17 protein-coding genes and 3 pseudogenes are annotated in these 19,618 nt (G+C 69.6%); 10 read left to right on the top strand and 10 right to left on the bottom strand.

Annotated elements, in window-relative coordinates; genetic code table 11:
* Positions 1–46: 46 nt before the first annotated feature.
* The 7 genes and pseudogenes from ABD340_RS01210 to ABD340_RS47835 form a co-directional block, all read left to right on the top strand.
* On the top strand, positions 47–1,672 hold the full coding sequence (locus ABD340_RS01210) for a DHA2 family efflux MFS transporter permease subunit (RefSeq protein WP_344586379.1): 1,626 nt from the start codon (positions 47–49) through the stop codon (positions 1,670–1,672).
* A gap of 263 nt (positions 1,673–1,935) precedes the next feature.
* On the top strand, positions 1,936–2,931 hold the full coding sequence (locus tag ABD340_RS01205; protein ID WP_344586378.1) for a P-loop NTPase family protein: 996 nt from the start codon (positions 1,936–1,938) through the stop codon (positions 2,929–2,931).
* Positions 2,852–3,058: pseudogene (locus ABD340_RS47840) on the top strand (tetratricopeptide repeat protein); the annotation flags it as partial. The gene ABD340_RS01205 and the pseudogene ABD340_RS47840, both read left to right, overlap by 80 nt.
* Complete coding sequence (locus ABD340_RS01200; protein WP_344586377.1) at positions 3,059–3,307, top strand: hypothetical protein; 249 nt, start codon at positions 3,059–3,061, stop codon at positions 3,305–3,307.
* Between the two features lie 149 nt (positions 3,308–3,456).
* Entirely contained in the window at positions 3,457–4,056 is a 600-nt protein-coding gene (locus ABD340_RS01195) for a superoxide dismutase (protein ID WP_344586376.1), read from the top strand.
* 390 nt (positions 4,057–4,446) lie between these two features.
* Positions 4,447–6,858 carry an NACHT domain-containing protein gene (locus tag ABD340_RS01190; protein WP_344586375.1) on the top strand — a complete coding sequence of 804 codons (2,412 nt, stop codon included), beginning with the start codon at positions 4,447–4,449 and terminating at the stop codon, positions 6,856–6,858.
* A gap of 113 nt (positions 6,859–6,971) precedes the next feature.
* Positions 6,972–7,115: pseudogene (locus ABD340_RS47835) on the top strand (IS982 family transposase); the annotation flags it as partial.
* 759 nt (positions 7,116–7,874) lie between these two features.
* Here ABD340_RS47835 and ABD340_RS01185 read toward each other — a convergent pair.
* Positions 7,875–8,858: a WD40 repeat domain-containing protein gene (locus ABD340_RS01185; RefSeq protein ID WP_344586374.1), complete on the bottom strand. Its 984-nt coding sequence runs from the start codon at positions 8,856–8,858 to the stop codon at positions 7,875–7,877.
* Between the two features lie 672 nt (positions 8,859–9,530).
* On the opposite strand from ABD340_RS01185, the gene ABD340_RS01180 reads away from it, so the two are divergent.
* Positions 9,531–9,776 carry a hypothetical protein gene (locus ABD340_RS01180; protein ID WP_344586373.1) on the top strand — a complete coding sequence of 82 codons (246 nt, stop codon included), beginning with the start codon at positions 9,531–9,533 and terminating at the stop codon, positions 9,774–9,776.
* Here the strand turns inward: ABD340_RS01180 and ABD340_RS01175 are convergent.
* Positions 9,746–11,296, bottom strand: a complete 1,551-nt coding sequence (locus ABD340_RS01175) for a carboxylesterase/lipase family protein (RefSeq protein WP_344586372.1) — start codon at positions 11,294–11,296, stop codon at positions 9,746–9,748. The genes ABD340_RS01180 and ABD340_RS01175 overlap by 31 nt on opposite strands.
* A 100-nt stretch (positions 11,297–11,396) precedes the next feature.
* On the opposite strand from ABD340_RS01175, the gene ABD340_RS01170 reads away from it, so the two are divergent.
* The gene (locus ABD340_RS01170) at positions 11,397–11,966 is read left to right on the top strand and encodes a TetR/AcrR family transcriptional regulator (RefSeq protein ID WP_344586370.1); all 570 of its coding nucleotides are present in this window, start codon (positions 11,397–11,399) and stop codon (positions 11,964–11,966) included.
* A gap of 65 nt (positions 11,967–12,031) precedes the next feature.
* Here the strand turns inward: ABD340_RS01170 and ABD340_RS01165 are convergent, their stop codons facing one another.
* The 4 genes from ABD340_RS01165 to ABD340_RS01150 all read right to left on the bottom strand — a co-directional run bounded on the left by ABD340_RS01165 (position 12,032) and on the right by ABD340_RS01150 (position 13,907).
* Positions 12,032–12,490 (bottom strand): recombinase family protein, encoded by a 459-nt coding sequence (locus ABD340_RS01165; protein ID WP_344586369.1) that lies wholly within the window; start codon positions 12,488–12,490, stop codon positions 12,032–12,034.
* Between the two features lie 194 nt (positions 12,491–12,684).
* The gene (locus tag ABD340_RS01160; protein WP_344586368.1) at positions 12,685–13,140 is read right to left on the bottom strand and encodes a hypothetical protein; all 456 of its coding nucleotides are present in this window, start codon (positions 13,138–13,140) and stop codon (positions 12,685–12,687) included.
* Between the two features lie 415 nt (positions 13,141–13,555).
* A complete protein-coding gene (locus ABD340_RS01155) occupies positions 13,556–13,744 on the bottom strand; it encodes a DUF397 domain-containing protein (protein ID WP_344586367.1) in 189 nt (62 codons plus the stop codon).
* A 43-nt stretch (positions 13,745–13,787) separates the two neighbouring features.
* Positions 13,788–13,907, bottom strand: coding sequence for a DUF397 domain-containing protein (locus tag ABD340_RS01150; RefSeq protein ID WP_344586544.1), 120 nt, complete (start codon positions 13,905–13,907; stop codon positions 13,788–13,790).
* 18 nt (positions 13,908–13,925) lie between these two features.
* On the opposite strand from ABD340_RS01150, the pseudogene ABD340_RS01145 reads away from it, so the two are divergent.
* Positions 13,926–14,456, top strand: a pseudogene (locus ABD340_RS01145) (zinc-binding dehydrogenase); the annotation flags it as partial.
* 63 nt (positions 14,457–14,519) lie between these two features.
* On the opposite strand, the gene ABD340_RS01140 reads toward ABD340_RS01145, so the two are convergent.
* From ABD340_RS01140 to ABD340_RS01125, 4 genes are all read right to left on the bottom strand, one after another.
* Positions 14,520–14,966, bottom strand: coding sequence for a hypothetical protein (locus ABD340_RS01140; protein WP_344586366.1), 447 nt, complete (start codon positions 14,964–14,966; stop codon positions 14,520–14,522).
* Positions 14,967–15,387: 421 nt separating this feature from the next.
* Positions 15,388–15,900: a hypothetical protein gene (locus ABD340_RS01135; protein WP_344586364.1), complete on the bottom strand. Its 513-nt coding sequence runs from the start codon at positions 15,898–15,900 to the stop codon at positions 15,388–15,390.
* A 218-nt stretch (positions 15,901–16,118) separates the two neighbouring features.
* Positions 16,119–18,686 (bottom strand): ATP-binding protein, encoded by a 2,568-nt coding sequence (locus ABD340_RS01130; RefSeq protein ID WP_344586363.1) that lies wholly within the window; start codon positions 18,684–18,686, stop codon positions 16,119–16,121.
* 13 nt (positions 18,687–18,699) lie between these two features.
* Positions 18,700–19,617, bottom strand: coding sequence for a potassium-transporting ATPase subunit C (locus ABD340_RS01125; RefSeq protein ID WP_344586362.1), 918 nt, complete (start codon positions 19,615–19,617; stop codon positions 18,700–18,702).
* Position 19,618 lies beyond the last annotated feature (1 nt).

Raw genomic sequence — 19,618 nt, 5'->3', positions numbered from 1 at the left:
CGTTGCGCGGCCACGACGGTCGCCGCGCCACCGGGAGGTCACCGCAATGCCGGAAGACAAATCCACCGAGCCGGTCACACAACGACCGTGGCTGGTTCTCGGCATCCTCTGCATCGGCTTCTTCATGTCGTTGCTGGACGGAACCATCGTCAACATCGCCGTCCCGACGCTCATCCACGGGATCGACGCCTCGTACGACCAGGTGCTGTGGGTCATCGACGCCTACATGCTCGTCTTCTCGGTGCTGCTGATCAGCACGGGACGGCTCGGGGACATCTTCGGATACCGGCGCCTGTTCCTGATCGGCATCTCCGTCTTCACCGTCGCCTCGGCGCTGTGCGGCCTGGCCGGCTCCCCGGCACAGCTGCTGGCCGCGCGGGTGCTCCAAGGGCTGGGCGGAGCACTCCTGTTCCCCCAGGTGATCTCGTCGATCCTGGCGATCTTCCCGCCGCATCAGCGCGGCCGGGCCTTCGGCGTCTTCGGCGCGATCGCGGGATTCGCCCCGATCGTGGGCCCGGTCGTCGGAGGCTTCATCCTCGCCCACCTCGGCTGGCGCTGGATCTTCTTCATCAACGTCCCCATCGGCGTGATCACCGCCGTCCTGACCCTGCTCCACGCCCCCGCCATGCGCTCCGGCCGCACCCACCGGCTCGACCTGACCGGCGTGGCCCTGGCGACCGCGGGAGTGGCCGGCATCGTCTTCGGCCTGATCGAAGGGGAACGCTACGACTGGGGCACGGTCACCGGGCCGATCAGCATCACCTCGATCATCGTGGCCGGGAGCGTGCTGCTGGGACTGTTCGTCGTCTGGCAGCACCTCCAGCGCGGCGAACCGCTCATGCCGCTGAGCCTGTTCACCGGACGCGACTTCGCGGTCGGCAACTGGGTCGGGTTCGTCTTCCAGCTCGGCATGATCGGCATCGCCTTCGTGCTCGTCCTCTACCTGCAGACGGCACGTGGATACTCGCCTCTGCAGACCGGACTGGTGCTGCTGCCCAACGCCGTCCTGACCGCGATCGGCTCGGCCTACGCCGGCCGGCTCTCCGACAAGATCGGCGGCAAGTACGTCCTCATGGCGGGCATGACCCTGCTCGCCGCCGGGCTCCTGGTCCTGGTCCTGATGGCAGGCCCGCGCAGCAGCGCCTGGCACCTGCTGCCGGGCCTGATCATCATCGGCCTCGCCAGCGGTGCGACCTTCGCACCGCTGCAGCAGTGCACCATGGCGGGCGTCGATCCCCGGCTCGCCGGCGCCGCCTCCGGAGTCTCCAGTACCACCCGCCAGATCGGCGGAGTCCTCGGCACCGCCGTCCTGGGCGCCGTCCTCTCCGCGGGTCTCGGCTCGGCCCTCCGGGACGAAGCGGCGAAACAAGCAGGCCGACTACCCGCACACCTGCGCACGCAGTTCATCGAGAACACCACCAGCGGCGCACACCGGTTCAGCCCGCCCACACCACCGGACGGCCTGACGCCGACGAACACCGCCCTGTTCGAACGCCTCGGCCAAGAAGCCTTCGCCGCCGGTTTCGTCGACGCCATGCAAACCGCGCTCCTGGCCTCCGCAGCGGCCCTCGTCGTCGCGACCCTCTTCTGCTTCTTCTTCACACCACACCGCAAGCACGACACTCCCCTGCCCGGCACCACCCAAGAATCCGCGACCACGGCACAAGACTGACCACGAACACGAACGGGCGCGGCACCACACCGCGCCCGTTCATGTTCATCTGAGGAGCCGCCACCCGCGCTGCGAACCGATGGTTTTCGGGCGGCCGTGCCGATCGGCCCGTTGACCCATTCCGGACGGAAAGGAGATTCGCTTCCGGAGAGCGGGCTGGTAGCGCCGATCCTAGGAGGATGTGGAGCAGCCACAGGGCTCGGCTGAGGTGGTTCCTGGTGTGCCTGCTGGCCAGTGGGGGACTGGCGGCCGCAGGAGCCTGGGTGCCGGACGACTGGCCATTGGGCGTTCGGGTGGCGGCAGCGGTGGCGGCGGCGATTGCCGCCGGCGCCGCCGGATCGTTCGTCACCGAGGTGATGAACGCTCGACGGGCCAAGACCAGCACGCGGGGCGTCTTGGAGCATCTGCTCAGGCCCCTGACGCCGCCCGCACCGGTGGACGAGGCGGAGCAGAGCGTTTTCACGCTGCTGCTGGCGACAACCTGCCCCACACCGTTTTGGGGGCGTCAAGCCGAGCGGCAGCGGCTGTGGGACTGGTGCGAAGCTCCGGCCACCAGCCCGGTGATGGTGCTGGGCGGTCACGGCGGCTGCGGCAAGACGCGCCTGGCGTTGCAAGCCGCCCGCGGACTGGACGAGGACTGGGTGACCGGCTGGCTCAAGGCCGATACCGGGCCACAACTGGTAGATGCGGTGGCGGCGGCGGAAATGCCGACGCTGGTGCTGGTCGACGACGCCGACACCCGCACCGATGTGGGCACGCTACTGGACGCGGTGGCCGCACACGATGGGCGTCCACCGCTGCGGGTGCTGCTGATCACCCGGCACGGGGACGGACTCCGGCAGGCACTGATCGACGCGGTGGAGGAGCCGCACCGGCCAGTGATCGTCCAGGCGCCGGTGCTGACGCTGCGCCGACTGGGTCAGCAGGGTGATCTGATCCGCTGGTACGGCGAGGCGACCGTCGCGTTCGCCACCCGAAGCGGCAGGTCGGTCCCGCACCTGTCGTCCGCGACCGCGCCGGTCCAGGAGGGCCAGACCCTGCTGGAAGTGCTCGCCGCCGCGATGTTCGCGGTACTGCACGCGGCCGGCCCGGGCGACCAGGTACTTGGAGAATCTGGCGGCCGACGACCCGGTCCACCGCCTAAACCTCGCCCACGCCCTCGACCACCTCGGCACCGCGCTGAACGGCCTGGGGCGGCACACCGAAAGCCACGCCGCCCACCAGAAGGCCGTCGATCTGTACCGGGACCTGACGGTTGACGCGCCCATCCACCGCCCCAACCTCGCCCACGCCCTCACCAACCTCGGCACCGCGCTGAACGCACTCGGGAGTCATGCCGAGAGCCATGCAGCCCTTGAAGAGGCTGTCGCCCTCTTCCGGGACCTGGTGGACGACGATCCAGCCCAACGCCCCAACTTCGCCCACGCCCTCACCAACCTCGGCGGCCAGTTGGGCATTCTCGATCGTCACCGCGAAAAATTGGCTGCATGGCGGGAGGCGGTGGCCGTCTGGCGAGCCCTGGCGAGCGGTGACGAGGCCCTCTATGGCGAAACCTACCGGGCCGCTCGTTCCTTCCTGCAGCAAAGGTTGCAGCAGCAGGGTTTCGACGACGAAGCGATCAACCTCGACCTGTAGGCGCTAACGAGAACGTCCAGGATCGGCCTGCACGGACGGCGGCACGATGTTCCGGCGCGAGCAACACCGGCCCAATGCCCCGCGGCTGCGCGGACGTACTCCAGGCGCATCCTTGATGCAGTTGCGACTTGTTTGCAATAGTGGCGGCCATGACCTACTCACTTCCTGATCTCCCCTACGACTACGCCGCGCTGGAGCCGGCGATCACCGGGGAGATCCTGGAGCTGCACCATTCCAAGCACCACGCCGCCTACGTCAAGGGCGCCAACGACACCCTGGAGCGGCTGGACGAAGCCCGCGGCAAGGAGCAGTACGGCGGCCTGGTCGGGCTGGAGAAGACCCTGGCGTTCAACGTGTCCGGCCACGTGCTGCACACGATCTTCTGGGACAACCTGTCACCGGACGGCGGCGACCGTCCCGACGGCGAGCTGGGCAGCGCGATCGACGAGCACTTCGGCTCGTTCGAGGCGTTCCGCAAGCAGCTGACCACGGCGACCGCCACGGTGCAGGGCTCGGGCTGGGGCGTGCTGGGCTGGGAGCCGCTCGGCCGCAAGCTGGTCGTCCAGCAGGTATACGACCACCACGGCAACGTCGGCATCGGCGCCACCCCGCTGCTGGTCTTCGACGCCTGGGAGCACGCCTACTACCTGCAGTACCGCAACGTCCGCCCGGACTACGTCGAGAAGCTCTGGGACCTGGTGAACTGGAACGACGTCGCCGCCCGCCTCACCACCGCCAAGGGCGCCTGACGCTCCGGCCCCGCAGACCGCGGCGCCCACCAGATCGGGATCATGCTCAGAACACGTTCCTCGCGATCCGGTGGGCGCCGTGCCACATTCTCCAGCCTGCAGGGTCCCCAACGGCACGAAGGCGACTCGGATCCCAGATCACCCAACCACCGATCGAAGCACACCGGCACGGCACGGTGTGCGGTGACCGGGTCGAGGGTCGGCAGCCGGCGTCGTCCATTCCGTCCGCGGCCCCGGCCGAGCGTGCATGCGCCTCCATTACCAAGAGTGATTCATCACTTACTTAAGGTGTCAAGCGGGTGAGACGTTGGCAGCATGTGAGCCGTGAAGGGGCGCTGGTGGGCATGGTGGCGGAGCGCGGGTGCCGCAGCCCTGGCTGTGGTGATCTTGGTGATCTGTTCCGGCCTGGTCGTGGTGCTGCGCCGGCAGGGGGTGGAGGCCGCGGCGAGCTGGGCTCAGCTGGGGTCGATCCCGCTGACGGTCGCGCCGTTGTTCTCCCTGGTGATCGCTGGATGGCGGAGAACGGACGGCGGGCCGGGGGTGTGCACTCCCGAGCAGATCGACCGGGCCCAGCAGACCTTGGCCGGCCTGGTATCGGAACAGTGGCGTGAGGAGATCGGCATCCGCCGGCTGGACGATCCGGCTCCCATGGCGGTGCGGTGGTGTCTGACCGGGCTTCCGGTGATGGACCACGACCCTCGACTCGCACGGTCGCGAGGGCTCAGGTCGCTGCTGGGCGGCGGGCGACCGCGGTTCACCGGCCGCAGCGACCGTATCGCCGCCATGGTGAAGGCGTACCGGGATCTGCCTCGCCGTCGGCTGGTGATCCTGGGGGATCCGGGCATGGGCAAGACCACGCTCGCCGTCTTGCTCCTGCGCCAATTTCTGCATGAACGGCGGGAACACGAGCAGGTTCCGGTCATGGTGACGCTGTCGGGCTGGGATCCCGACCGCGTGCCTTTCCATGAATGGTTGGCCGCCCGGCTCGAACAGATCTATCCCGCGCTGCGCGCGGGCGTCTTCGGTCCGGATGCGTCCAGGGCCCTGGTGCGTGAGCGGCGGATCCTGCCGATCCTTGATGGCCTGGACGAACTGCCCGAAGAGATGCACCCGAAGGTGATCAACGCGCTGAACGAAGCGTTGACCGCCGAGGACCCGCTGATCCTCACCTGCCGCACCGCGGAGTACGAGACCGCGGTCAACGCCCTCGGAGGCGACGTTCTCACAGCGGGGGCGGTCATCGAACCCGCGCCTCTGCGGTCGGCCGACATCACCGCCTACCTGGCCCGCAGTCTGCCGCCCCGCCCCGGCGGCACATGGCCGGCCCTGTTGGGCACCCTCGCCGCGGACGAACACACTCCCCTGGCCCGGGCGCTGGCCACACCGCTGGCACTGTGGCTACTGCGCAAGGTCTACGTCGACACGCGAACCGACCCCGCCCCCCTCATGGACACCTCGCGCTTCTCCGGCTCCGAGGAGATCATCGATCATCTGCTCGACCATCTCATCGAGGCCCTCCTCACCGCCGACCGCGATCACCGCGCCGAGGACCACGCGCTGCGGCCTCGCCGCACCCGCAGGCCCGAGAAGGTCCGCGGCCGGCTGTCGTACCTGGCCCATCACCTGCAAGCCACCAACGCCACCGACATCGCCTGGTGGCACCTGCACAGGTCACAGCCCCGCCATGGCATCGACAACCTCACTGCCCTGGCGGTCGGGCTCGTCGCCGGCCTCACCCTTACGCTGACGAACCTGGCCATCTTCGGGTTCACCGGCAAACTGGGCAACGGACCGGCATTCGGGCTGGCCTTCGGGGCCATGTACCGGCTTTTCACCTGGGCCTCTGCCCGCATGGGCCGCTTGGACGCCGCGCCGTCCCGCCACCAACGAACTCGTCGGTTCCTCCGCAAGACCGTGATCTGGCTTTACGGTGGCCTGGTCTTCGGGCTGACGGTCGGGCTGGTGGACGCGCTCACCGACGGGCTGCGGGATGGGCTCGCCGACGGACTCACGGTCGCGCTCGCCAACGGGCTCACCGTGGGACTCGCCTACGCCCTGGCGACCGGGTTCTTCAACCCCACCCGGCCGGACGCGGTACCAGCCTATGCCGATCTGCGGCTTCGGGGCCGGCTCCGCCCGCTACTGCGGCATGTCACGATCTGGAGCGTCGGCGGGCTGCCGTTCGGGCTGGCGGTCGGACTCATCAACGGGCTGGCGGGCGGGCTGGGAAACGAACTCGCCCCTGGGGCGGACGGCCTCACCGGCATGATCGCCATGGCCTGGATGAGCCTCGCCTTCGGACTGGCGTTCGGAATCGGGCTGGGGCTCCGGAACTGGTCACGGACTCCCCAGGCCACCGGCAGAACACAGACTCCGCGCGACTCGCTTCACCGCGACCTGCAGCTGACATGCCTGGAATCGTTCTCGCTCGGACTTGCCACAGGGCTGGCGTTCGGGCTCGCGATCGGCCTGGAGGCCGGCCCCGCCAACGGCGTTTCCTACGGGCTGCTGTTCGGCCTCACCTTCGCGCTCATGGTCGCGCTCCAAGGGTGCAGCGGCGCCTACCTCATCACACTCGTGCGCATCCGCCGGCACGCACCGCTCCACCTCATGAGTTTCCTGGAGGACGCCCACCGTCTCGGCCTGCTCCGCCGAGTCGGAACCGTCTACCAGTTCCGGCACGCCAAACTCCAAGCCAGACTCGCCGATTCCTACCTCTGCCGGACCGACCGTCTGGAGTGTCGGTGCGCACAACTGTGCCACCTCACGCGACCGGCGAGTATTCATGAAGGGGTCCGCTGAGTCGAGCACGGCAGAGGACTCGGATGGAGCCGGGTCGTCTCGCCCGTCGGGCGGTTGCCGCCGTTCGGCGATCGCGTTGGCGGGCGGCGCCCATACCGGCGTGGTGATGACCCGACCGCCGCCGGCTGCGTCCGGCCCTGGCCCGGATCGGGGACCTGTTCCCGCGGCTGTCCGGCCAGGCGCAGTACAACCGGCATTTGCGGGATAGGGGACCGCTGCTGTCTGCGTTCGCCCTGTGGGGCGGCCGAGGCCGCGGCTGATGGACGGTCCCCGTGCCCTGCGGCGCCTCCCGCGCCACCGTGGACCGCTGGGTACTGAACCCGCCACAGGCTTCATCGAGCGGGGGAGACCGGACTCCCTGCCAGTGGACATGCGAGCACCTGTCTCGCTGAGCCGTCGAGTGTCGTCCCGCGCTGCTGATCTGATACTCGAGGACTGAATGTCAGGATGCGCCATGCCGCCTGACGCACGGGCCCGCAGACCGCGGCGCCCACCAGATCGGAATCATGCTCAGAACACATTCCTCGCGATCCGGTGGGGGCAGTGCCACATTTCCCCTCGCGCTGACGTCATCCAGGACATGGGCCTTCAGCACGCGCGCATCGCGGCACGTGTCTGGGCCGTGGACATGGGCGGGTCCGGCAGTCCACGGGCGGCAACGGCACGCAGTTGAGGAGGCCCTCAAATCATGCCTCGCACCATCGTGATCACCGGTGGCACGAACGGCATCGGCTCGGCGCCGGCTCGCCACTATGTGCGGCTCGGCGACCGGGCTGCACGAGCCTTCCAAGCAACCACTGCGCAGCGTCGTCCGGGCCATGTCAGCAGTACTCGCGCAGCCCGCGGCCAAGGCCGTCCCGCCGATCGCCGCACTGATCGACCAGCCGCCCACCGACCCGCTGACCGCATGGAAGAAGTCCGCGGGATCAACGCGGCCGCCAGGTACACGTACCGGTCCCCCGCCACCATCCCGCAGCGGGACGGCGTCACCACCTGGAATGGGAGAATGGGGCGCTTCAGGGGGTCAGGTCCCAGATGCGGAAGATGCCGTCGCGGCCTCCGGTGACGGCGGCGGGGCGGTCCTGGAACGTGGTCGTGACCACTGAGAAGACCTCACGTTCGTGGTCCTCCATCGGCGGGGCGAGTTCGGTGCCCGCGGTGAGGTCCCAGAGGCGGACGGCGCCGTTCTCATGGCCGGTGACGGCGAGGACACGGTCGGCGGTGACGACGGTGTCCATGGCACGGACCTCGGTCCCGCTCTCGATCGGGTCACCGAGGGGCGTGCCGTCGGCCAGGTTCCAACGGTAGATCGTGCCGGCTTCGTCGACCGCCGCGACCATGGTCTCGGTCAGTGCGACACCGTTGATGTAGAGCTTGCTCGGCTCCAGCCTGTGCAGCGGCTCGGCGGTCTCCAAGTCCATGACCACCACCTCTCCGCCCCCGCCTGCGGCGACGAGAGCGCGCCCCTCGACCTGCGCCGCGGTCACGGCGCAGAGTTCGCCGGGGCTGGAAAGCCAGCGGGCACTCTCATCGAGCTCAGCCGGAGCAGCCGGGTCCCATACGAAATGTTCCAGACCCCCGCCCGCGAACGCGTGCAGTCTTCCGCCCAATTCGAACACGTCGAGCGTCTCCGCGACACGCCACGGCTCGGGTCGGCTGAGCAGTTCACCGCCGTCCAGATCCCACAGCGCCGGTCCCTGGTGCTGCCCGCCCGTGGCGACCAGTATGCGCCCACCGACGACCGCCGCCCCGACCTGCGCGAAGTCGGGGTAGAGCGGGTCGGAGTCCTGATCCTCGTCTTCCTCTTCCTCGTCCTCGTCGGCGACGGCCCACGGCAGCGAACGTTCGGACCAGCCGTCCAATGGGTGCCAGGTCCACAGTTCGTCGCTCTGAGCGGTGCACACCACCAGCGGTTGACCGTCCACGGTGACGACGTCGAGATCGTCAATGGGGCTCTTTGACGGGAGCTGGCTGTACTTGAGCAGGCGTTCGGGAGACATGCAGGCGATTCTAGGAACCAAGAACGACAGCAATCCGCAGTCTCCGACACGCCCGCCGGCCGCAAGGAGATCACCGCACGCGACGCGCCGGCCAGCCCCCTGACCGAGCGCGTCGTGACGGCTGAAGCTTCCCAATACCCAGCTCTTGCGACGGCTGGTGCATTTCGTACGCGCGCGGATGGGCCATGAGCCGGGGCATGCGGTCATGAGCCGGCCGAGGTGTGGACAAGTTCGGCAAGTTCGTCGATCTGTGTCGCGGGAAAGGCGTTCTTCGACCACGCCGGCAACGAGGTGGCGCGTATCCGCGCGCAACGCCAGTTCACCACCTGGACCAAGCGGCGCGGTCTTCCTGGCCTTGCTCACCAGCCGCGGCCGCCGACTTCACCAGGCGGCTCCACACCTTCCTGAACTGGGCGATGGCCGACGGCCACATGCCGCGCCCGCAGCTGCCCACCGTCGCGCGGAACAGCCTCCCGCCGCCTGGCTCTGCTGCGCCGCTTCCCGACCGACGAGGGAACCCTGCTCCGCACCCGGGTCACCGCATGCCTCGTCCTGCTCTAGGCCCGACCCGTCAGCCGCTTGGTCCGCCTCACCATCCACGACGACGGACAGGTGTCCGTCCGCCTCGGCGCCCGAGCCGTTCGCCGCGATGCTCGAAAGCGGGCCGCCAACATGAACCCCGACACAGACTGGCTCTCGCCCGGCGCCTTCCTGAACCAGCTACACCCGCTCGGCGTCCCGGTCACCCAGACCCGCACCGCGGCCTTCCAGCAACTGGTACTCCAAGCTCCCGCGCTCGTCGTCGCCCAGGCCCTCGGCTACCACCGTCGGCGGAACATGGAGCCGCTACCCCAACGCTTTCCGCCCGCCCTCCGCCTCATGGCCCGTCAGCGCTGTAGGGAGGTCCAGAACGCGTAGCGGTGGTCCGCGGCGAAGTCGGTACGGCCGATGCCGCCGTTTCCAGAGGCGAGTTTCTGGACGTACCGGCCCTGAGGCGTGAACCGCGCCCACTTCGGGAGTCCGGCGGCGCGCGGCTCACCGGTGCGCGCGAAAGCGCTCCAGTAGGAGATCGTCGCGTCCGACAGTTCGGCCTGCGGCTCGTTGAGCGGCTCGAACAGCTTGTACTCGAAGAGGTAGGCCTGGTCGATCATGTGACCGGTGCCCAGCGGGAAGCTCGGCCGGGGGAATCCCTGGAAGTACGGGGACTCCTTCTCGGCGAAGTCGTAGGCGTAGACGGGCACGTGGCGGGAGAGCGCGCGCTGGGTGTCGAACGCGTCCGTGGACCACTGGGAGTCGGTCATCACGGCCGTCAAGGCGGCGCCGGCTGAGCCGTGGGCGTCGACCGGGTACTCGGCGAGCACCTTCTGGGCGTCGCTCCCGAAGGTCTCGGTGACCTTCTTGACGTAGTCGTCCTTGGTCAGCGGCCTGCCGAGCACGGTCTCCTCCGCGCCCACCCGGCCGCTCTCCTCGTCATGGGTGGACCCGTGCAGCACCGGCACCCGCTGGAACGCGCCGGCGGCGAACGCGCGCGCGGGCGACATGGGCAGCACGGCGCCGTCCACAACCGGGCGGTAGCCCTCGTGTCCCGACTCGGACGCCGCGAGCAGTTGCGGCACCGACCTGCGCCGCAGGCACGCATCGGCGTCGTCCGTATTCTCGCAACCGGCCGCCTTGGCGGTTGCGAGCCCGTTCTCCTGGGCCTTCTTGAGGGTCATGGCCGCGTCGTCGCCGACGCATCCGGCGCTCTGCACGATCGCCTTGTCGAACAGTCCCCTGGCCCCGGGTGAGACGAGCTGGGAGCACACGCTGTAGCCGCCGCCCGACTGCCCCATGATCGTCACGTTGCGGGCGTCGCCGCCGAACGCGGACGCGTTGCGCCGTACCCATTTGAGGGTGGCCTGCTGGTCCAGCAGCCCCAGATTGGCGGGCGCGTCGAGACCTAGGTGGGAAAGGAAGCCGAACACTCCCAGCCGGTAGTTGATCGAGACGACCACGTTGCCCTCGGCGGCCAGTTTGGCGGCCCCGTAACCGGCGCCGTCGCCATACACGAAGCTGCCGCCGTGGATCCAGACGATCACCGGCAGGGGGCCGCGGGTCTTGGCCGGGGTGGTCACGTTGAGGTAGAGGCAGTCCTCGTTCTGACTGGGAACCGCGATGGGCTGGTCGGACGGCTGCGGGCAGGAAGCGCGTGGCTTGCTGGCGTCAAGCGGAGCCGACCACGGCCGCGCCGGCTGCGGAGGCCGCCAGCGCCGCTCGCCCGTCGGGGGCGCCGCGTAGGGGATGCCCTGGAACGTGCGCACGTCCTTGGAGACGGTGCCGCGCACCGGGCCTTCGACGGTCCTGACCTGGGCGGCATCGTCCGCCGACGCGCCGGGCACGAACGCGCCCACGGCCACGGCGGCGCCGAGGACCGCGACCGTCGACCGCTTCTTGGTCATGAGAGTTGGCATACCGAGGAACCTAGATCAAATTTGGGCAAACGCGCAAGACGATCGCCTGAGGCGTTCGCCCGCATCAAGCGCTGCTATCATCCCGCCCATGGGAAACCGGGAGAAGTTGCTGGACGCGGCCAGGAAGTGCCTGTTCGACAAGGGCTACGAGCGCACGACGGTGCGCGACCTGGCCTCGACCGCCGGGGTGAGCATGGCCGCCATCGGCTACCACTTCGGCTCCAAGGAGGCCCTGCTCAACCAGGCGCTGTTCGAGGCCCTCGACTCGGGCGAGGCGCTCTTCGGCGGGGCCGCCGACGGCGCCACGTCAGTCGCGGACCTGTGGCGCGGCCTGGTCGAGGCGTTCTCCGGCAACACGACGTTCTGGCTGGCGAATCTGGAGACCGTCATGCTCGCGCTGCGCGATCCGGAGCTGCGCGACCAGGTGGCCGAAGGGCTACGTCAGGGCCGAACCGGCATGGCGAGGGTGATCACCGGCATCGACGAGGCCGAGCTGCCCGAGGAGACCGTCCGCACACTCGGCTCGGTCCAGCTGGCCCTGATCAGCGGCATGATGATCCAGCACCTCATCGCCCCGCAGGACGCCCCCACCGCCGACGAGGTGATGGCAGGCCTGGCCGCCCTCAACGCCCACCTCCCCAACTACGCGCGAACCTGAGCGGCTAGTTCTTCTGGTTGGAAACGCAGCAGGTGGCAGGCCGCCCGCCAGCCGACGAACGCTCCTTAGCATTGGAACGGGAATCCGCGCGCCTTGCGCGGGCTGGGGAGTTCGCCGGCCTGGAGCGCCGCCTCGACGGCTGGGGGACGCCTCGCGTTCGGCGTGCTCGCCGAGCGCCCGGCGTCGCAGCACGGTGTGCAGCATGTCGTCGGTGATGACCGGCGGCCGTCCGCCGTGCCTACCCCCTCCAGCGTCGACTCCCGGATGTTCTCCCGCTCCGTCTCCGCAATCGCCACGAAGAACGCGAACAGCAGCTTCCCCGGCCCGGCGGGCTCGTAGATGCCGGGCAGCGGCCCGGCGAACGCGGTGAGTCCGGCGGCGTCGCGGCCGAGCCGCTTCATCTCGTACACGGTGACGATGGCCCGGCAGTGCGGGGCGTGCGCCTTGATCTCCCGCGCCGTACGAAGCGCCTCCTCGAACTGAGGGCGCACCCGCACTCGGGTGCTGATCTTCTCGCTGAACACCTCGTCGCGCGGGATGCCGTGAGCGCGTCGAGCCGGGAGTCGAGTTCCTGACTCAGGATGTCCGCGCCCGGGGCGTCCGCGTCCCCGACGAGGGGTGGTGATGACCCCGGATCTTCGCACAATGCAGTTCTCAGAAGGGGGCCGACCGAGATCTCACTCCTGGACCACCCGACCAACCGTGTGGGAGCTCGCGATCAGGTCAACTGATGCGCCAGCTGTTCCAGGCCACCCTTGATGAGCTGCCCATACTCGTCGTCGCCAAGCGCGCCGATCGTGTCCCGCGCCTGCTGGAGATGCTCACGGGCGCGGCCGAGATCGCCCAGCTTGCGATAGCAGTCGCCCACGTTGAGGTGCAACGACGGGTACAAGCCAGCCACCGAAAGCGTTACCCCGGCTTGTGCCGCCCGCTCATCGGTGACCAGATCGGCGGCGGCAAGCGCTCGTAGATCCCAGACCAGCTCCTGGCGCACGTCGTCTTGCACATCGGCCATCGCATGGGCAAGGACGCACACGTGCAGCGGGTCGCCCTGCTCGCCACCGATGTCGTCCCAGATCTGCGCGAACAGGTCGCGAGCGGTCTCACGCTGACCTCTGTGATGGTGCAGCTCCACCCCTTCGCCGATCCGGGTGAGCGTTGGGTCAGTGATCATCTGCGGTTCCCTCACCGGCTCATCTCACGACGGTCACACGGATCGTAGCTGAGCGAATGACTCATCCCGAACGGCACACGGCAGCCAGGAACCCTGCCGACACCCCGCAATACGCGACACCCGAATACGCGCTCACGTCCGCCGCGCGGATGGTCATCGCCTTTCCGCCGGCAACTGTACGACAGTGGGTTTCGCTTCCCCATGCCACAGATAACAGGACCGCTTAGCGGCCGGAGACCGTCACCGCAGGTGACGGCTCACGCCACCGCAGATACTGGGTGTTATCCGTGGGACAACTTCACACCGGCCCGGACGCCGACACCCCGTCAGCCGTCCGCCAGGGCCGACGAAGCCTTAGCGCACGAAATACGACACAGTCGAATACGGCAGGGTGCCAGTCCCAGCCCCTGTGGGGTCAGGCCGCCGGGAAGGCTGCCCGTACGGCCACAAGCAGTGCCGCGGGAGTCACGATCAGCACTGGACCCTCGGGATCCTTGGTGTCACGAACGGCCACCACACCAGGCAGGCCAGCCAGCTCGACGCAATCGCCGCCGTTGGATGCGCTACGGCTGCTCTTACGCCACTTGGCGCCGGTCAAGTCCATGTCTCCAGCGCCTTTCGCCAGGTCCTGTGAGGATCGGTGCGGGTCAGGCCCTCGGGAGCGCCACTCGAACTGCATCGCGTAGCGCGGAGGCCGTCACCAAAAGCACGGGGCCCTCAGGGTCCTTGCTGTCACGCACCGCCACCAGGCCAGGGACACCCGTCAGTTCAATCAGGGCGCCGGTCCGGTCGGCCTCGCCGCCGTCCTCACCGCGCGGGCGGCGGGCGCCCGCGAGATCATCGCCATCGACGCGTTCGCCACCCGGCTGGAGGTCGCCCGCCGGCTGGGCGCGACCGCGACCATCGACCTCAGCGGCACGTCCGCCGAGGAGTGGAAGGACGCGGTGCTGGACCTGTGCGGCCAGACCGGTCCGGACGTCGTCGTCGAGGCCGCCGGCGCGCTGCCCGCGTTCCCCGAAGGGCTCGACCTCACCGGCGCGCACGGCAGGTACAGCGTCCTCGGCCTGTGGGGCGCGATCGGCACCGTCCCCGTCGCACCGCGCGAGCTGACGACCAAGAACCTGCGCGTCACCGGCGCGACCTTCCCCAAGCCCAAGCACTACTACCGGGCGATGAATCTCGCCGCCCGCCTAGGCCCCGAACTCGGCCTCGCCGACCTGGTCACACACCGGTTTCCAATAGGCGGGGCCCCAGAAGCGCTCGCCGCCGTCAAGGCAGGCGAGACGATCAAGGCAGTGATCGACCCGTCCCTGTAGCACCCGGCGGCAGAGGAAGACGGCGAGGGCCCGAGAGTCGGGACCTCGCCGTCGGTTCATCCCTCAGCGGTCGACGTCCTTGTCGCTGAAGGCGGTGTTGTCGGCCGCGCCGGAGGTGGCGCTGCCGGCGGTGTTGTCGGCTTTGGCCGAGAGGGCGCCGCCGACGATGACTGCGGCGACGAAGCAGCCAGAGCCGATCGCCAGGCCCTTCAGGGGTTCGCCGGAGTTGACGCCGCTGATGACGGCGGCGCACTCGCCAATGGTTCCCCAGCCGACGACCCTGCCGAAGCCAACGTCGTAGACGACGACGCAGCGGGCAAAGACGAAGCCGCTGACAAGGGCGAAACTGGCGGCAAAGATGCCGCCGGTGACAGCGGAGGCAGCGGCGTCGACCTCGGTGTGCACGGCAGAATTGAAGTCGCTCCTGGAGATGAGGGCCCCGACGACACCGCTGAAAAGTACGGCGATGGCGATGGCATTGAGGCTTTTGAGTCCGAGAATACGATCCACGGTTCTCCCCTTAGTTTTTCTCCCCGTCCGTCGGTCGGACGGGCACAGGAGAGACGGTGTGGAGCGGAGCCGCGGTGGCAACAGGCTGGACGGCCGCCGCGGTGTACCGGTGGTCGCGGTCCGCTGTCAGCCGGCGTGGTCGTACGCCATCAGGTGAGCTCCCTAGCCCTGGGAGAACGCGGCTGGGTACAGACCCTCAACTTCTCCCTCGCCGCCGCGCTGACGATGGCGTTCGCGGCCCCGAACGCGGCCTCGCCAGCCTGGTGGCACACCGGTTCCCGATCGGCGGGCACCGGAAGCGCTCGCCGCCGTCGAGGCAGGCGGAAACGATCGAAGCATGATCGACCCGTCCCTGTGGCACCCGGCCACAGAGGAAGACGGCGAGGGCCCGAGAGTCGGGCCCTCGCCGTCAGCTCATCCGTCAGCCGTCGACCTTCTTGACGAAGCTGCTGGCAGTGTCGCCGGCCGCGCCGGGGGCGCCGCCGACGGTGCTGTCGGCGTCGTCCGAGACGGTGCTGACTGCGGTGTTGCCGACGGCGCCGGAGGTGGCGCTGACGGCGGTGTTGTCGTCTTCGTTCGTGAGAAAGAAGCCGACGATGAGTGCGGTGATGAAGACGGCGACGCCGATCACCAGGCCGTGCAGGCCCTCGCCGCGGAAGGCGGCGCCGTTGACGACGCCGAACCAGCTGATGGCTCCCACGGCGACGATCGCGCCGAAGTCGACGCCTTTGACGGCGCACACGGCGAAGATGCAACCGAAGACCAGGGCGGAAACGGCGGCGATGAAGGCGCCGTAGACAGCGAGGTCAGAGTCGGCAGCCCACACGTGCAGACCAGAGTCATTGCCGTACCTGTGGATGAGGGCCCCGACGACACCGCTGAAAAGTACGGCGATGGCGATGGCGTTGAGGCTTTTGAGTCCGAGACGAATCACGGTTCTCCCCTTAGTTTTTCTCCCCGTCCGTCGGTCGGACGGGCACAGGAGAGACGGTGTGGAGCGGAGCCGCGGTGGCAACAGGCTGGACGGCCGCCGCGGTGTACCGGTGGTCGCGGTCCGCTGTCAGCCGGCGTGGTCGTACGCATCGCCGCCCACTGGCATTTCACCCACCGCGCCTTTCGCGGCGCCTTCGGCGTCCCGCCCGGCGACGACCGTCACAGAGCCTTGTAGGCGGGCAGCGTGATGACCATGGTGACGCCGCCCCCGGGCGTTTCCTCGATGTCGATGGTGCCGTCCATGGCCTCGGTGAGGCCGCGGGAGAGGGCGAGGCCGAGGCCGACGCCGGTGTGGTTGTCGCGGTCGCCGAGGCGCTGGAAGGGTTCGAAGACGCGGTCGCGGTCCTCCGCCGGGATCCCGGGCCCGCGGTCGATGACGCGCAGCTCGAGGCGGTCGGCGTGGGTGCTGGCGGTGACCAGCACCGGCTCGCCGGGCGGGCTGTGCCGGGCGGCGTTGGCGATGACGTTGGCCAGGACGCGTTCCAGCAGGGCCGGATCGGCGAGGATCTCGGGCAGCCCGTCCGGGATCCGGATCACGGTGCCGGTGCCGTCGCCGAGGGCCCGCGGGACGATGTCCTCGGCGGCGATCGGGCGCAGCGAGATGCCCAGCGCCCCGGCCTGCAGCCGGCTCATGTCGAGCAGGTTGGAGACGAGGCGGTCGAGCCGTTCCAGGGACTCGGCGGCGGTGGCGGTCAGCTCGTCCTGGTCCTCGACGCTCCAGTGGACGTCCGGACTGCGCAGGCTGTCGACGGCGGCCCTGGCGGAGGCGAGGGGGGTGCGCAGGTCGTGGCTGACGGCGTTGAGCAGCGCGGTGCGCATCTTGTCGGCGGCGGCCAGTGGCCGCACCTGCTCGGCCTCCTGGGCGAGCCGCTGGTGGCGCAGCGCCACCGCGGCCTGCGCCGCGAACGCCTCCAGCACCCGGCGGTCGGCGGCCGGCAGCGTCCGGCCGCGCAGGACGACGGAGAGGGCGTCCTCGGCGACGAGGATGTCGGTCTCGCCCGCGTCGGGGGTGGTGCAGGGCTCGCCGCCGACGGTCGCGACCACGTTCCAGGCGTCGGGGTCGCGCGGCGTGGCGGGCGTGGCGGGCTCGTCGGGGTCGCGTTCCAGCAGCGTGACGGCGGTGAGCCCGTAGGTCTCGCGGAGCCGTTCGAGGATCCCGGCCAGCGCGGTGGATTCGCGGCGCCCGTCGATCGCGACGCCGCCGTGCTCGCCGCGCAGGATGTCGCCGGCCAGGGTGGACAGTATCTGCGATTCGGTCTGGGCCCGGGCCGCCTCGCGGCTCCTGCGGGCGGTGAGGTCCACGATGACGCTGACGGTGATGCCCACGACCACGTACACGATCAGCTGGAGGAGCGCCTCGGGCGCGTGCACCATGAAGGTGTACAGGGGCGGCGTGAAGAAGTAGTTGAGCAGCAGCGAACCCGCGACCGCGGCGAAGATCGCGGGGTACAGCCCGCCGATCAGCGCGACCCCGATCACGGCGACCTGGAACAGCAGGATCTCGCTGGCGAGCGAGAACTGCTCGCGCAGGAGGCCCAAGAGGACCGTGAGCAGGGGCAGTCCGATGGCGGCGGTCAGGAAGCCGGCGTTGCGCCGCCGGGCGGGAACGCCCCAAGACTCCCGCAGCGCCTTCCAGCGGCGTCCCTGTTTGGCCTTCTCGTGGGTGACCAGGTGGACGTCGATGGAGCCGGACTGGGCGGTGGTCGTGACGCCGACGCCGCGGGAGAGCAGCTGCGCGAGCCGGCCCCGGCTGGACGCGCCCAGCACCAGCTGGGTGGCGTTGACGCCGCGCGCGAAGTCCAGCAGCGCTTCGGGGACGTTGGTGCCGACGACCTGGTGGTAGCTGCCGCCCAGGCTCTCCACCAGGGCGCGCTGGCGGGTGAGGTGGGCGGGGTTGGCGTCAGTGAGGCCGTCGCTGCGGGTGACGTGGACGGCGAGCAGGTCGGTGCCCTTGGTGCGGTCGGCGATGCGGGCGGCGCGGCGGATGAGCGTGTCGCCCTCGGGGCCGCCGGTGAGGGCGACGACGACGCGTTCGCGGGCCTCCCAGGTGCCGCGGATATCGTGGTCGGCGCGGTAGCGGTCGAGCTGGTCGTCGACCTTGTCGGCCAGCCAGAGCAGTGCGAGTTCGCGGAGCGCGGTGAGGTTGCCGACGCGGAAGTAGTTGCCGAGCGCGGCGTCGATCTTCTCGGGGGCGTAGACGTTGCCGTGCGCCATCCGGCGGCGCAGGGCCTCCGGGGCCATGTCGACCAGCTCGATCTGCTCGGCGCGGCGGACGACCTCGTCCGGCACGGTCTCGCGCTGCGGGACGCCGGTGATCTGTTCGACGACGTCGTTGAGCGAGTCCAGGTGCTGGATGTTGACGGTGGAGATCACGTCGATGCCGGCGTCCAGGATCTCCTCGATGTCCTGCCAGCGCTTGGTGTTGGCCGAGCCCGGCACGTTGGTGTGGGCCAACTCGTCGATCAGCGCCACCCGCGGGCGCCGCTCGATCACCGCCGCGACGTCCAGTTCCGTGAACGAGGCGTCCCGGTAGGTCGTCGTCCGGCGGGGGATGATCTCCAGCCCGTCGAGGAGCGCGGCGGTGACGGCACGGCCGTGCGTCTCGACGAAGCCGACCACGACATCGGTGCCGCGCCCCTGCCGCCGGGCGGCCTCGGCGAGCATGGCATAGGTCTTCCCCACCCCGGGCGCGGCGCCGAGGTAGATGCGCAGAATTCCCCGGCCCATCAACCCTCCTGACTCAGCCGCGGAACGGGAACAGCTGGTCGAGCGCGATGTTGAGCTTCAGGACGTTGACCGCGGGCTCGCCCATGAAGCCCAGCGCACGTCCATTCTCCTCCTTCTTGACGAGGCGCTCGATCCGGGCCGGTGGGACGCCCCGCGCGCGGGCGACCCGGTTGACCTGCAGTCGCGCGTAGGCGGCGCTGATCTGCGGGTCGAGGCCGCTGCCGCTGGCGGTGACCGCGTCGGCGGGGACGGCCGGCCGGGCGGGCGCGTTCCCCCGAACCGGAACGACCAGGCCCTTGCCGTAATCCTCGCCGTACTCGGCCGGTTCGACCGGGACGCCCTTGTAGGTGGCCATGAACGGGGCCCGGACCACGCCCTGCTGCTCGTTCAGGCTGATCACGCGGGTCGGGTGCGGGACGTCGCCGTTGGCCGAGCGGGGGCCGAAGACCGCGAGCACCGCGCCCACGCCGCCGGGGGTGCAGAACGGGCGCGCACCGCTGACCCCTTCCAGTTCGCCCGCGGCCTTGCTGCGTTCGCAGACCTGGGTGAGCAGGCTCTGGGAGGCGTTCGCGTCCTCCTTGCCCGCCGCGATCAGCTTGGGGTCGGGCAGCTTGTCGACGACGCTCTCCGGGCCGAGATTGCTCGCGGCGCTGGCGGTCGGGTCATAGCCGTCGCCCGCGGCGGACGGGCGGCTCTGGAAGTACTGCCGGAGCGGGATCCCGTCCTTGCCGGTGAACGACTGCCCGATGAGCCCGCTGCCGACCGTCCTGCCGCCGGTCTCGGCCATCGACCCGTCGGCCTTGTCCTTCAGGCCGGGAACGCGGCCGACCGCGAAGACGGCCAGCGGGTAGAGGAGGCCGAGCAGCACGGTGAAGACCAGCAGCGCGCGCAGCGCGGCCAGGTGCTGCCGGATCCAACTGGGCATACGCATG

The sequence above is a fragment of the Actinomadura vinacea genome (genome assembly GCF_039532545.1).
GTDB classification, from domain to species: domain Bacteria; phylum Actinomycetota; class Actinomycetes; order Streptosporangiales; family Streptosporangiaceae; genus Spirillospora; species Spirillospora vinacea.
This window is presented reverse-complemented; position numbering and strand designations above follow the sequence as displayed.